Source organism: Terriglobales bacterium (assembly GCA_035691485.1).
Lineage (GTDB): Bacteria > Acidobacteriota > Terriglobia > Terriglobales > Acidobacteriaceae > JAIQGF01.
Genome location: DASSIZ010000047.1, coordinates 23,088 through 36,733 on the forward strand (window position 1 = coordinate 23,088; position 13,646 = coordinate 36,733).

The 13,646-nt window shown below is 59.9% G+C and carries 11 protein-coding genes; 4 read left to right on the forward strand and 7 right to left on the reverse strand.

Annotation, left to right across the window (positions count from 1 at the left end):
* Nucleotides 1-73: 73 nt before the first annotated feature.
* Nucleotides 74-1,438 (reverse strand): hemolysin family protein, encoded by a 1,365-nt coding sequence (locus VFI82_05845; GenBank protein HET7184186.1) that lies wholly within the window; start codon nt 1,436-1,438, stop codon nt 74-76.
* Between the two features lie 337 nt (nt 1,439-1,775).
* Between VFI82_05845 and VFI82_05850 the strand changes: the two genes are divergently transcribed.
* From VFI82_05850 to VFI82_05860, 3 genes are all read left to right on the forward strand, one after another.
* Nucleotides 1,776-2,984 carry an efflux RND transporter periplasmic adaptor subunit gene (locus VFI82_05850; protein ID HET7184187.1) on the forward strand — a complete coding sequence of 403 codons (1,209 nt, stop codon included), beginning with the start codon at nt 1,776-1,778 and terminating at the stop codon, nt 2,982-2,984.
* A gap of 144 nt (nt 2,985-3,128) precedes the next feature.
* A complete protein-coding gene (locus VFI82_05855) occupies nt 3,129-4,115 on the forward strand; it encodes a DUF4097 family beta strand repeat-containing protein (GenBank protein HET7184188.1) in 987 nt (328 codons plus the stop codon).
* Between the two features lie 202 nt (nt 4,116-4,317).
* Entirely contained in the window at nt 4,318-5,142 is an 825-nt protein-coding gene (locus tag VFI82_05860; protein ID HET7184189.1) for an SAM-dependent chlorinase/fluorinase, read from the forward strand.
* Nucleotides 5,143-5,211: 69 nt separating this feature from the next.
* On the opposite strand, the gene VFI82_05865 is transcribed toward VFI82_05860, so the two are convergent.
* Nucleotides 5,212-5,445 (reverse strand): hypothetical protein, encoded by a 234-nt coding sequence (locus VFI82_05865; GenBank protein HET7184190.1) that lies wholly within the window; start codon nt 5,443-5,445, stop codon nt 5,212-5,214.
* A gap of 168 nt (nt 5,446-5,613) precedes the next feature.
* Between VFI82_05865 and VFI82_05870 the strand changes: the two genes are divergently transcribed.
* Entirely contained in the window at nt 5,614-5,970 is a 357-nt protein-coding gene (locus VFI82_05870; protein ID HET7184191.1) for a tetratricopeptide repeat protein, read from the forward strand.
* Nucleotides 5,971-6,034: 64 nt separating this feature from the next.
* On the opposite strand, the gene VFI82_05875 is transcribed toward VFI82_05870, so the two are convergent.
* The 5 genes from VFI82_05875 to pilB form a co-directional block, all read right to left on the reverse strand.
* On the reverse strand, nt 6,035-7,417 hold the full coding sequence (locus VFI82_05875) for a sigma-54 dependent transcriptional regulator (protein HET7184192.1): 1,383 nt from the start codon (nt 7,415-7,417) through the stop codon (nt 6,035-6,037).
* Nucleotides 7,410-9,068: an ATP-binding protein gene (locus tag VFI82_05880; protein ID HET7184193.1), complete on the reverse strand. Its 1,659-nt coding sequence runs from the start codon at nt 9,066-9,068 to the stop codon at nt 7,410-7,412. The genes VFI82_05875 and VFI82_05880 overlap by 8 nt, the downstream gene beginning before the upstream one ends.
* Before the next feature lie 173 nt (nt 9,069-9,241).
* The gene (locus VFI82_05885; protein ID HET7184194.1) at nt 9,242-10,453 is read right to left on the reverse strand and encodes a type II secretion system F family protein; all 1,212 of its coding nucleotides are present in this window, start codon (nt 10,451-10,453) and stop codon (nt 9,242-9,244) included.
* A 68-nt stretch (nt 10,454-10,521) separates the two neighbouring features.
* On the reverse strand, nt 10,522-11,640 hold the full coding sequence (locus tag VFI82_05890; GenBank protein ID HET7184195.1) for a type IV pilus twitching motility protein PilT: 1,119 nt from the start codon (nt 11,638-11,640) through the stop codon (nt 10,522-10,524).
* 90 nt (nt 11,641-11,730) lie between these two features.
* Entirely contained in the window at nt 11,731-13,446 is a 1,716-nt protein-coding gene (pilB, locus tag VFI82_05895) for a type IV-A pilus assembly ATPase PilB (protein HET7184196.1), read from the reverse strand.
* Nucleotides 13,447-13,646: the final 200 nt, after the last annotated feature.

The following is a 13,646-nucleotide window of genomic DNA, read 5'->3' on the forward strand; positions in this document are numbered from 1 at the left end:
GTTAGTCGTTCGTCGTCGGTCGCCGGTCGTTGGTTCGTCGCACGGTCGACCAAATACTACCCGACTACAATTCCTAGTCTCCTGCCTGCTGCGCGGCCCGGGGTTCGACGGCCTCGATCAGCACGCGGGCAATGCGGCGGTTCTCCATTTCCAGCACGGTAAAGCGGCGTCCCCCGAACTCGAACGACTCGCCCGGATTCGGAATGCGCTGGAACTCCGCCAGCATGAACCCGGCGAGGGTCTCAAAGCCCTGATCCGAGGGGAGCACGACGTGGTACTGCGTTTCCAGGTCGCGGATATTGACCGCGCCTTCCAGCACCATGCTGGTGGCGCCGGCCGGAAGGGGCTGCGGCGCAATGTCAAATTCGTCCTCGATTTCGCCGACGAGTTGCTCGAGAACATCTTCGACGGTGATGACGCCCGAGGTGGAGCCGAATTCATCGACCACCACGGCAAGATGGCGTTTACGCTGGCGGAATTCGATGAGCAAGTCGGTGAGCGGCTTGGTTTCAGGCACCACCAGCACATCGCGCATGATGTCACGCACCACCATGCGCGCCAGGCGCGGCAAGGCGGGATCGGAGGCCGGCTTGGTATAGCGCAGGCGCATCCAGCGCGTGAGGTCCTTGCTATAGAGAAGGCCGATGATGTGTTCAGGACCGCTCTGCGGGTCGAAGACGGGCACACGCGAGTGCATCTCTTCGACCACGCGCGCCAGCGCCTGCTCCAGCGGCATGTCGGCGGGAAGAGAAAAAATTCCCGGGCGCGGAACCATCACCTGGCGCACCGTGATCTCGCCGAGTTCAAGCGCGTGCACGATCATGTCTTCCTCGACGGCGGGCACGATGCCAAAACGGCGCGCGGAGGTGACCATCAGCTTCAGCTCCTCGGGGGAATGGACGCCGGAGGAACGTATCTCGCGGGCGCCGAAGCTGCGCAGCACGAAACGAGCGGAAGCGCTCATGATGCGCAGAAAGGGACGCGCCACGGTCATGAAAAAGTCCATGGGCGCAGCCACGGCGAGCGCGACGCGGTCAGCGCGCTGCAGGGCCACCGACTTCGGCACCACCTCGCCGAGGACAACGTGGAAGTACGTAATGAGAATGAAGGCAATGGTGACGGCGATGGTGTGGGCAAGCACGGTGGGGTGATCGCCGCCGCCCAATGGCCGTTGAATTAAGGCAGCCAGCGTGGGCTCGCCCACCCATCCCAGGCCCAGACTGGCGAGGGTAACGCCGAGCTGAACGGCGCTGAGCAAATCGTCCATGCGCTCGTGCAGCTTGCGGACGGTGCGGGCGCCGACGCGGTTGGCATCGATGAGCTGCTGAATGCGGGTATCGCGAACGCTGACCAGAGCGAACTCGGCGGCCACAAAGAAGGCGTTGGCCGCGACCAGCAGCAAGACGGCAAAGACCCGCAGAAACACGAATCCGGCCATTGCCGGAAATTCTACAGCACGGATGCTGCGGATGGAGGCATCAGGCTTCACAGGTCAGGGTTCAGAGTATTGGGCTTGAGGTTTCAGATCTTCCGGCCTCTAGCCTTTAGCCTAAAGCCGGAGCCTGTTTTTGTTGCTTTCCTTTTGAAATCTGCACGGTCTAAGACGAGGTAACCGACGCGGCTGCAGTTCGTACCAGATTGGTCCCCAGGGAAATAAGACGGCGAAGGTGGAACCAAATGCGCACCCGGTGCGTAGACAATGGCAGGGAGAAGGCAGTACCCCGGCATGAGGCGAGCTGCGTGGCAAAGTCCGGCGGCTAAGGCAGGAGGGCGATATGGCAAATGGCAATGGTAAGAAAAAGAAGAAGCGCTGGCTTTATATCGCAGGTTCGGTAGTGGGCGTACTGCTAATCGTGTTTGGGGTTGTGGCTGCTACCCGCGGCGGGACCAAGATTGATTCGTCGAAGCTGGCCAAGGTGGACCGCGGCGATCTGGCCAAAAGCGTGGTCGCGACCGGCAAGGTCGAGCCGATCACGAAGGTAGAAATCAAGTCCAAGGCGAGCGGCATAGTAAAGAAATGGAACGTCGATGCCGGCCAGACGGTGAAGGCCGGGCAGGTGCTGGTCGAACTGGACAAGGTGGAAATCGAGGCGCAGGTGCGGCAGGCCAAGGCGCAGCTGGAGGCAGCCGAGGCGAGCGAACGCGCCGCTATCGCCGATTATGAACGGGCCAAGGTCGATGCCATCAGCCCCGACATCCCGATGCTGAAACGCGCCTACGACCGCGCCCTGAGCATGGCGAAAGACGGCGTGGTTTCGCAGTCGCAGCTTGACGACGCGCAGAAAGCGTACGAATTGGCCACGAATAAACAGCAGGTGGCGCAGGCGCAGCTGGGAGTTCTGAAGGCAAAGGAAAAGCAGGCGGCGGCGCAGGTGGCCCAAGCCAGCGCGACGCTGGCGCAACTGCAGGAACAATACACCTACTACACGATCGTGGCGCCGATTGACGGCATCATCCTCTCGCGTGACGTGGAAATCGGAAATGCGGTGAGTTCCATTCTGGTGATGGGCTCCTCGGCAACGCTGGTCATGACCGAAGGCGACACCAGCGAGGTCTACGTCAAGGGCAAGGTGGACGAGAGCGATATCGGCAAGGTTTACCTGGGGCAGCCGGCGCGCATCAAGGTGGAGTCGTTCAAGGACAAGAGCTTTACCGGCAAGGTAACGAAGATCTCGCCCATGGGAGTAGAGAAGGACAATGTCACCACCTTCGAAGTGCGGGTATCGATCACCAACCCCGGCGGCGAGCTGAAGGCGGCAATGACCGCGAACGCGGAGATAATTTTAGAAGAGCACAAGAACGTCCTGCGCATTCCCGAAGGCGCCGTGGTCTACGACAAGGACAAGAAGGCATCCGTAGAAGTTCCGGACCAGAACAAGAAGGACGGAAAGAGAAAAGTCGCCGTGAAACTTGGGATCTCCAACGGAGCGAAGGCGGAAGTGCTGGACGGACTCAAGGAAGGCGACCAGGTCGTGCTGCAATAACTTGGGTGCGGCACCCCGGGGATCGCCCAGGAACCCTCCAGCTTGGGGATCCCCGGAAATTCAGGCGTAAGGCTTATGGCTTAAGGCACAAGGCTGAAGGTTCTCCTTGAGCCTGGCGCCTTTTGCCTTTCATGAGGAGTCACGATGAATAAGTCGGCGCGGGTTGCGTTCTACCTGGCACTGCTCTGGATCGCCCTTCCGATGCTTGCGGAAGAGGCGACATTTGACCGCACGCTGCAGGTCAGCGGGCCGGTAGACCTGGAAGTGGTGACCGGTTCGGGTCACATCACGGTGCGCAGCGGCGCGCCGGGAGCCATCACGGTGCACGGGGTAGTGAAAGAGAGCTGCTGCAACCTTTTCGGAGGATCCCAGGAAGGCGCGGTGAAGGCGATCGCCGCCAACCCGCCGATCGAGCAGAGTGGGAACACGGTGCGCATTGGTCATCTCGGCGAAAGCCAGAAGTACAACAACATCTCGATCAGCTACGAAGTGACGGTACCCGCAGAGACAAAGCTGTTATCAAAAACAGGTTCCGGCGGGCAGGAGATCAGCGGCCTGACCGGTCCGGCCGAAGTGCGCTCAGGTTCCGGCAGCCTGACAATAACCGGTATCGCCGGGCAGGTGAGCGCGCGGACAGGTTCCGGCGGAATCACCCTGACCAACGTTGGAGGTTCGGCAAGCGCGCATACCGGAAGCGGCGCGATACGCGGCGAGCACATTGGGGGCGGGCCATCAAGCGCGACCAGCAAGCGGGGCGCGGCCGCGAACAGTTTTGCCGGCAACCCCGGCACGAGTTCCGCAGAATTTGATTTTGAAACCGGTTCGGGGAATATTCATATTGATGACTTGCGCGGCGCAGTGCGCGCGCAAACCGGCAGCGGCAGGATCGAGCTGGAGGGCCAACCGATGGGAGATTGGCGCCTGGGCACAGGTTCTGGCGGAATCACGGTGCGCCTGCCGGCGCAAGCGGCGTTTAACCTGAACGCGCACAGCAGTTCCGGATCGATCAATACCAACCGCCAAGTCTCGGTCCAGGGAACGATGGGGAGACACGAACTGCGCGGCACGGTAAACGGCGGCGGATTTCATCTTGACCTGAAAACGGGGTCAGGCAGCATCAACATCGATTAGAGAGCGTGCGTTGCGATGATCTCAGACGCGCGCGTGCACGGGTCAAGAATCCGTGCACGCATTTCTGCATGGTTGGACATCTTCGCAGCTCTGAACAACACGCTATTATCTGATTACCTACAGCCAAAGCTCATTCCTTGACTTCAGTTCCGCGCTCGCGCTAACGTCGCGTAACTTTCGATTCATCCCGGAAAGAGGTTGCGTGCAGCGGCTGATCACGTTTACCACTGATTTTGGAGTGAACGATCACTACGTCGGGACGATGAAAGGCGTCATCCTGGCCATCAACCCGTCGGCGCAGATCGTGGATATCTGCAACGCGGTGCAATCGTTCGACGTGCTGGACGGTGCCATCACCATCGCCCAAGCGTACAAGTACTTCCCTTCCGATACGGTCCACCTGGTGGTGGTGGATCCGGGCGTGGGCACGACTCGACGCCCTCTGCTGGTCACTACGGAAAGGCACCTGTTCATCGCGCCGGACAACGGCGTGCTGTCGTTCGTCTATGAGCGCGAGGAACGGATCTCGGTGCGCAACATCACCGCCAGCCACTATTTTCTCCAGCCCGTGAGCCAGACTTTCCAAGGCCGCGACGTCTTCGGTGCCGTGGCCGGTTGGCTGAGCAAGGGAGTCGAGGTGGCGAAGTTCGGGGATGAAATAGGCGACTACGCCCGCTTTGCCGCGCCCAAACCCAAAGCGGTGAACGACAAACTGCTCAAAGGCGTAGTGCTGAAGGTGGACAAGTTTGGAAACCTGATCACCAACATCACGCCCAACGACATCCCGCAACTGTTTGCTCCCGCGCCGCCGCCCTTCAAGGTGCTGATATCAAAAAGCGAAATCAGCAAGATGACGCAGTCCTACGCGGAAGGTACGCCGGGCGAGGTGTTCGTCATCCTGAACTCGATGGGTTTTCTGGAAATCGCCAGCCACCGCGGGTCAGCGGCGCATATCGTGGGCGCAGCAAAGGGTTCGGACGTGGGAGTGTTGTTCGAGAGCGCGCAGATCGGGGCGGTGACGCTGTAGGCTTCGCGTTTCATGTTTCATGACTGAACCGGGACTTTGCCAACTTGAAACGTGAAACCGTAAAGCTTTTTAAGGATTCTTAGGTTTGGGGCGAGCATACCGTTCCATCTCCGCCGTCCAGTGCAGAAACCTGACCAGCTCGCCGCGTTCCCGCCACAGGAAATCGAAAAATTCCAGGAAGCCGATGTCCTTCATTTTTACGCCGGTGTAGGTCTCAATGCGCCAGCGCAGGTAGGGACTTCGCCACGGCGCCAGGTGATGTCCACGCGTAGCGTTCCACAGGAATCGGAGAAGGTAGCGCATCTTAGCCGGTCAGACTGACAGCTGTTCAGTCTATCGCGTGCGCCCCGGGGTTCGTCGATTGACTGATCTGAGGCTGATCGACCCGACGCACGAGGATAACTAACCGAAACACGAACCGACTTGAGGGCCTGATTGACTGAAAGACCAACCGGCTGACAGACTGTTGCCATGTCCGATCCGCGCCAGGCCGCTGAAGACCACTACTACCATGCGCTCGATCTTTATGCCGAAGGTCAGCATGAAGAGGCGGTCGCCGCATACAAGCAGTCGATCGAAGCCGATCCTACGTTCACGGAGGCGATGCATGGACTCTCGCGCGCCTACCAGGACATGAACCGGCTTGATGACGCCATCGAAATCGCGAGCCGCATTGCGCTACTAGATCCCGACGACGTGCTCGCCCACACTTCTCTGTCTATCCTCTATCAGAAGAAGGGCATGGTTCCCGAAGCAGAAGCGGAAGGAAACAAGGCGCGGATTTTGGGTTGGAAGCAACAGTTGAAGCAAGGGAAGCAAGGTGGCTAAGGTTTAGCAGCTAGGAGCTAGGGGGGCGCAGCGGCCAGCCGCAAGCTACCAGCTGCCAGCCATGCTAGAGATCATATTTTTTTAGCAGATGGCGGAAAGACCTGTAGGAAAGCTTTAACATTTCCGCGGCCCGGGTCTGGACTCCGTTGCATTGGCGCAGCGCGGATTGGATGAGCGCGCGTTCCAGGTCGGCGACGTAGCGTTCCATATCCATTCCATCGGCGGGGATGGAAACCGCGGAGGGCGCGCCACCGGAGCTGGCGGCCGCGGCCCGCACCAGCGTACGTTCCACCGGCAGCTCGACTTGCAATTCATTGCCCGAGCACAGAGCGACCGCGCGCTCGATGGCGTTTTCCAGTTGGCGCACGTTGCCTGGCCAGTCGTATCCGGCGAGCGCGCGCAAGGAATCTTCGGAGATGCGCAGGATGCTCTTTCCCGCCGCCGGCGCATATTTCTTCAAGAAGTGGTTCGCCAGCATGGGAATGTCTTCGCGACGTTCGCGCAACGCCGGGACATGGATGGGAATCACGCTCAGGCGGTAGTAGAGGTCCTCGCGGAAATTGCCTTCCGCGGTGGCGCGTTCCAGATCACGGTTGGTGGCGGCAATCACGCGGACGTCGACCGAGGTTTCAGCCGCCGACCCGAGCGGCCGCACGGCGTTTTCCTGGAGCACGCGCAGCAGCTTCACCTGCATGGCCAGGCTCATCTCGCTGATCTCGTCCAGGAAGACGGTCCCGCCATCGGCCTCCTCGAATAGCCCGCGCCGGTTCTGGTTGGCGCCGGTGAAAGAGCCCTTCAAGTATCCAAACAATTCGCTTTCGAGCAGCGTTTCGGTGAACGCGCCGCAGTTGGCGGGCAGGAATGGCATCCCGGTGCGTGTAGAGCAGGCATGGACGGCACGCGCCACCAGTTCTTTGCCGGTGCCGCTCTCGCCATGGATGAGCACGGTGCTGGAGGTGGGTGCAATGGTTCGAATCGTCGCCTTCAGCTTTTCAATGGTCGGGCTGACGCCGACGATGTTGTCGAGCGAATTGCGGCTGGCAGCATCACGCTTGAAGGCCAGATTCTGACGCCGCAGCGAAAGTTTTTCGACCGCCTTGCTGATGGCGAACTTGACGTCGTCAACCAGGCCGGGACCCTTGCGGATGTAATCGAAAGCTCCCCCCGCCTTTACCGCCTGCACCGCGGATTCCAGGTCATCGACGGCGGTAATGAGCACGACCGCGGTATCGGGAGATACGGTATGGGAATAGCGGAGCACCTCGATGCCATTGGTATGCGGCATCTTGATGTCGGTCACGATCACGTCGAAGAGAGCGGAATCGACCTTTTTCTTGGCGTTGTCACCGGAGTTGACGGTTTCAACCTTGTGCCCGTCCTTGCGCAGTGCAATTTCCAGCAATTCGCAAATGGAGCGCTCATCATCAACTACCAGGACGTTACCCAAGGGCCCCCCTCGTTGCCGCCGCTGGCTGTAATTCCGCGGACTCAGTTTTCACGGCAGCCTGCCGCAAGTGGACGATAAACGTGGTTCCTTGCCCGAGCTTGGAGTTCACCGAAACCTTGCCCTCGTGGGCCTGAACCACCTGGTACACGATCGCCAGCCCGAGCCCGGTTCCGCCGTCGAAGCCGGACTGGAAGGGCTCGAAAATCTTCTCCATCTCGGGGCCGCGCATCCCGTGGCCGGTGTCGTTGAAGCTGATCATCCAATACGGCTGGTCGGCGCGGACCGTGACCGTCAGTATCCCGCCCTCGGGCATGGCGCGCACGGCGTTATCGCAGATGTTCCAGAACACCTGCTTGATGCGGTCGCCGTCAATTTGCGCCATCGCCTGCGAGACTTCGAAGCGGCGGACGATCCGCACGGCTCCCGTACCCGGCTGCTCGCGGTTCTGCAACAGCGTGAGCGTGTCTTCGAGCAGGGGAAGCAGGTCGAGGGTGGCGAACTGGTACTTGTTTTCGCGCGAGTAGGTGAGGAAATCGGAAACGATGTTGTTGAGACGCTCCGACTCGCGGGTCACGATGTCAACCAGGGTGCGCTCCTCCTCGTTCAGCACCGCCACGTCGGCAAGCACCTTGACCGAGCCGGCAATCGAAGAAAGCGGGTTGCGGATTTCGTGAGCGATGGCGGCGGCCATGCGGCCCACCGCAGCCATGCGGTCACGCAAGCGCACCTCGCGCTCGAGGCGGCGAAGTTCAGTAAGGTCGTCGAAAGTGTAGACGTACCCCTTGGTCTCGCGCTCCGGCGTTTCCAGCACGGAGCGGCTCATGCCGAATGTCCTGGTTCCCCCCGCGGGAAGCGCGGTACGCACTTCGCAGCGAATGGCGGTCATGCCGGGCTCGGGCAAGGGATCGAGGAACAACGATTCCACGCCGCGCTCGATGACGTCGCTTTCACGCCGGCCGAGCAGCCGTTGCCCGGCGGCGTTGATGAGGCGCACCCGGCCATCGACTCCGGTGGTAATCAGTCCGCCGCTGATGGAATTGACAATATTCTCGTGCAGGACCTGGAGGTTTTCCAACGCGCCGCTCTGCTCCAGCAACCTGACATCGGCCTGGCGCAGCTTCATGGACAGGAGGCTGGCCAGATACGCGATGGCCGCGTAGGCGAACAGGTTGATGATGATGCTGGCCTGCAAGCTGCGAAGATCGGGCCGATTCACGGAATACGAATGAAACACCTCGAAGTAGGACAGTTCCAGGATTCCGCCGAAGATGATGAACGACAGCGAGGCGGTCAGGAATGTCCAGACACGCGAGAACAGCATGGCCGCAACGATGATGATGAGCGGAAAAAGGAAGTTGAAGGAGCTGTCGATGCCGCCGGTCAAGTACACAATGCCGGCGGCGATACAAAGGTCGGTGAGAACCTGCACCCGGGCCTGGAACTGAGCGTCGCGCCAACGGGACAAAAGGAGCAGGTAAAAGGCTGCAATCGTGTACCACAGGAGAATGGCGATGATGAACAGCCGCTTGGGAAGGTTGGTGGGAGTAAGAACGGCGACCGCCAGCTCGATGCCGAAGACAAAGGTGATGACAATGATCCTCACCTTGCCCAGCCAAATCAGCCAGCCTCGCTCGTTGAACTGCTCACCCATCAATCTTCTACGTCGTGGAATTCATGCTGTCGTCAGTTGAGTTGTGCGTTGAGAGTTGTGAGTTAGCGCATTCCAGTTCCGGTTCGAGATAGCGCACCCGGCAAGCGGATTTCCGCACCGCGTTTCACCGCTCACGACCCAGAACTCACACCTCAGAACTGCCGCCCAAGTCTCTAGCCTCCGGACAGTTTGGAGATCATGGAGAACAAAGGCATGTACAGGGAGATCACGATACCGCCGACAGCCACACCGAGGAACGAGATCATCACCGGCTCCAGCAGGGTGAGCATGTCCTTGGTGGCGGCGTCGACTTCGTCTTCATAGAAGTCGGCGATCTTCTGCAGCATGGCATCCATGGCGCCGGTCGCTTCGCCGACGCCGATCATCTGCGTCACCATGTTGGGAAAGACGCCGCACTCCTTCAAAGGATCGACGATGGTGCGGCCTTCCTCGATCGCCTTGCGCACCTTCATGAGGGCGGTTTCCATGACCGCGTTGCCGGAGGTGCGCGCGGTGATGCTGAGCCCTTCCAGGATGGGCACGCCCGAGGTAATCAGCGTTCCCAGGGTCCGGGTGAAGCGGGCGACCGCGATCTTGCGCAGCACCATGCCGAAAACCGGCGTGTGCAGCATCATGTTGTCCCACACGTAGCGGCCGCGGGGATGCTTGCGGACCTGCTTGACCCCCACCACCAGCGCAATGATCACGACGAAGAACACCCACCAGAAGTGGCTGACGAGGGAGCTCAGGCTCATGACAAAGCGGGTGGGCGCGGGGAGTTCAACACCCAGGCCGGCAAAGAGGTTGGCGAAAATAGGCACGACGAACTTCAGCAGCGCACCCACGATGAGGACGGCGATGCTAATGACCGATACGGGGTAGATCAGCGCCGACTTGACCGCCGCCCGCAGTTTCACCGCCTTCTCCACGTAGCTGGAGAGGCGCTGCAGGATGGTATCGAGGATACCGCCGGTTTCGCCCGCCTCGATCATGTTGGTGGTGAGGTCGTCGAAAATCTTCGGGTATCCGCGCATCGCGTTCGACAGGGTGGCGCCGCCTTCCACTGTCTGCCGGACCCCCGTGAGCGCCTTCTGGAAGACCGGATTTTCCTGGTTGGCGGCCAGGATCTCCAAGCACTGCACCAGCGGCAAGCCGGCGTCGATCATCACCGAGAACTGGCGAAAGAAGATGGCAATGTCCTTGGTCGCCACCTTGCCGGAACCAAAGGTGGGCATGACAAACTCCTTGCCCTTCTCCTTGATCATGGTTTCGGTGATGCGCTCGCGGCTCAAGGCCGCCTTCAAGACCTGTTTGTTCTCGGCAACCCGCTCTCCGGCCACTTTCTCGCCGGCTGCGTTCTTTCCCGAAAATGTGAAAACTGGCATGTGTACCTCGCTTAATGTGTCGCTCTACGGCTTTCGGACACGAAACCCATTGCCCGTTGTGCGATGGACTATCTTCTCCCCTGCGCTGCCGCCGCATTGCTTGCCGGCTTGCTGAGTCCAGCGCCCCGATTAATCATTTCCTGTAATTCATCCGGCATGGAGGAACGCTGTATTGCCGTCTCCAGCGAGATCTGCTTGGTCATGTAGAGCGTCGCCAGCGACTGGTTGAACGTCTGCATGCCGAACTTGTCCTGGCCTGACTGCATGGCGGAATAAATCTGGTGAATCTTGTCTTCGCGAATCAGGTTGCGCACGGCAGCGTTAGGGATCAGGATTTCCATCGCCATGGCGCGACCCTGGCCGCCGATCTTGGGCAGCAACGATTGGCACATGATGCCTTCCAGCACCAGGGACAGCTGGGCGCGAATCTGCGACTGCTGGTGCGATGGGAAGACGTCGATCACGCGGTTGATGGTGGAGGCGGCGGAATTGGTGTGCAAGGTGCCGAAGGTGAGGTGACCGGTCTCCGCGATGCGCAAGGCGGATTCGATGGTCTCCAAGTCGCGCATTTCGCCGATCAGCACGACGTCCGGATCCTCGCGAAGCGCCGCGCGCAAGGCGTTGGAGAATGACTTGGTATCGGCGTGGACCTCGCGCTGGTTCACCAGGCAGTTCTTGTGCTGGTGCACGAACTCGATCGGGTCTTCGATGGTGATGATGTGATCGTGACGGTCGGCGTTGATCTTGTCGATCATGGCCGCCAGGGTGGTAGATTTGCCCGAGCCCGTCGGTCCCGTCACCAGGATGAGGCCGCGCGGGCGGTCGCACAATTTGGAGACGACCGGCGGCAGGTTGAGCTGCTGGAAGCTCTTGATCTCGAACGGAATCACGCGGAAGACAGCCCCGGAAGCGCCGCGCTGGTTGAAGATGTTGGCGCGGAAGCGGGCCAGCCCTTTCATGCCGAAGGAGAAGTCCAGCTCCAGGTCTTCTTCAAAGCGGTGCTTCTGCGCGTCGGTCATGACGCTGTAGGCCAGCGCCTTGGTCTCGGCCGGGGTGAGCGGCGGCATGTCCAATGGCTGCAAGTGGCCGTGGACGCGGATCTGCGGCGGCGTGTTGGTGGTGATGTGCAGGTCGCTGCCGTTCAATTCCAAAAGCTTCTTCAACAGATCGCTTAATGTGACTGCCATAGGGTGCGTTCTCAGTTATCGGTTATCGGTCTCAGTTACCGTTCGTTACCGGATTTGCCTCTAGCCAGTAGCTACTGACCACTAGCCACTTCAATGAACGGTTTCCCTTGCCACTTCTTCCAGCGTCGTTAGTCCCGCCATGGCTTTGACCAAGCCGCTACGCCGCAGCGTGATCATGCCGCGCTCGATGGCTTTTTTTTTCAACTCGACCGCCGAGGCGCCGACCAGGATCAACTCGCGGATCTCGTCGTCAATTTCCATTACTTCGTACAGCCCGGAGCGGCCTTTATAGCCGCTGTTATTGCAAACGCCGCAACCCTTGCCCTTGTATACCTTGACCGTCTTCGCCTCCTCGGGTGTGAAGCCGGCCTCGATCAAAGCTTGCGGCGGCAAGTCCACCTCCGCCTTGCACTCGGCGCAGACGCGGCGCACCAGGCGCTGGGCCACGATCATGTGGACCGAAGTCGCGACCAGGAAGGGCTCGATGCCCATGTTCATCAACCGGCTGATCGTTTCCGGGGCGCCATTGGTGTGCAGCGTGGAGAGCACCAGGTGTCCGGTGAGGGCGGCCTTGATGGCGATTTCAGCCGTTTCAAAGTCGCGAATTTCGCCCACCAGGATGATGTTCGGGTCTTGGCGCAAAAAGGCGCGGAGAGCGGCGGCGAAATTCAGCCCGATGGATTCTTTCATCTGCACCTGGTTTACGCCGGCCAACTGAAACTCCACCGGGTCCTCGGCGGTCATGATGTTGGTGTCGGGCTGGTTCAGGCGCGAGATCGCGGAATACAGCGTGTTCGTCTTCCCCGATCCGGTGGGGCCGGTAACCAGCACCATGCCGTACGGCTTCAAGATTGCTTTCTCGAACTTGACCAGCGATTCGGCCTCGAAGCCGAGCTTGGTCATGTCAAGCCGCAGGTTTTCCTTGTCGAGAAGCCGCATCACGATCTTTTCGCCCCACAGCGTGGGCAGGGTGCTGACGCGGTAATCGAGCTGCTTCTTCTTTCCCCCCAGGTTGACGCGCAACATGATGCGCCCGTCCTGCGGCAGCCGTTTCTCGCTGATGTCGAGCTTCGCCATGATTTTGATACGGCTCGTGATGGCGTCTTTGAGCTTCATCGGCGGGCTCATGATGGACTGGAGCATTCCATCCACGCGAAAACGGACGCGGTATTCCTTTTCGTAGGGCTCGACGTGAATATCGCTGGCGCCACGCTTGACCGCATCGGTCATGATCAAGTTGACCAGCTTGACGATGGGCGCTTCCTCGGCCGCTTTCTCCAGGTCGGAAAGCGCCATGTCCTCCTCTTCGGCCTGGAGTTCGACATCGGCATCGGCGCCCTCGGTCATTTCCATCATGACCCGTTCCAGATCTTCCTCATGGGCGGAGCCATACGCCTTCTCGATGCCGTCGAGAATGGAACTTTCTGAGGCCACCACGGGCTCAATGTTGAAGCCGGTCATGAACTTGATATCGTCCATGGCGAAAACGTTGGTGGGATCGACCATGGCGATGGTGAGGGAGGCGCCGACCCGGCTGAGGGGCAGGATCTGGTAGCGCTTGGCGGTCTCGTACGGAATCAGCTTGACGACCGTGGGATCAATTTCAAAGAAGGTGAGGTTAATGGCAGGAACGCCATACTGGCGGGAAAGGAAGTTGGTGACGTCCTCATCGGAGAGATAACCCAGCTTGACCAGGATCGATCCCAGGCGGGTGCCGGAGTCCTTCTGGACCTTCAGTGCCTGGTCCAGCTGCTCCAGCGTAATTACCTTCTCTTTAACCAGAAGGTCGCCCAATCGCTGAGACATACCACTCCCTATCGCCTAAATCCAGCCGGCTCGATCGTGTCGCAAAACGCGACTACGCGCACATCTCGGGGGAAAGATGTTCAACTCTGGGTAAGGCGAATCGTATGTTCAGTGACACAAATTGTCAATTGAGAACGGCCTTTGAAAAGGTAACAAAACAGGCTCTCTAGCTCACTTCAGGACATGTCCCAGTGGGACAA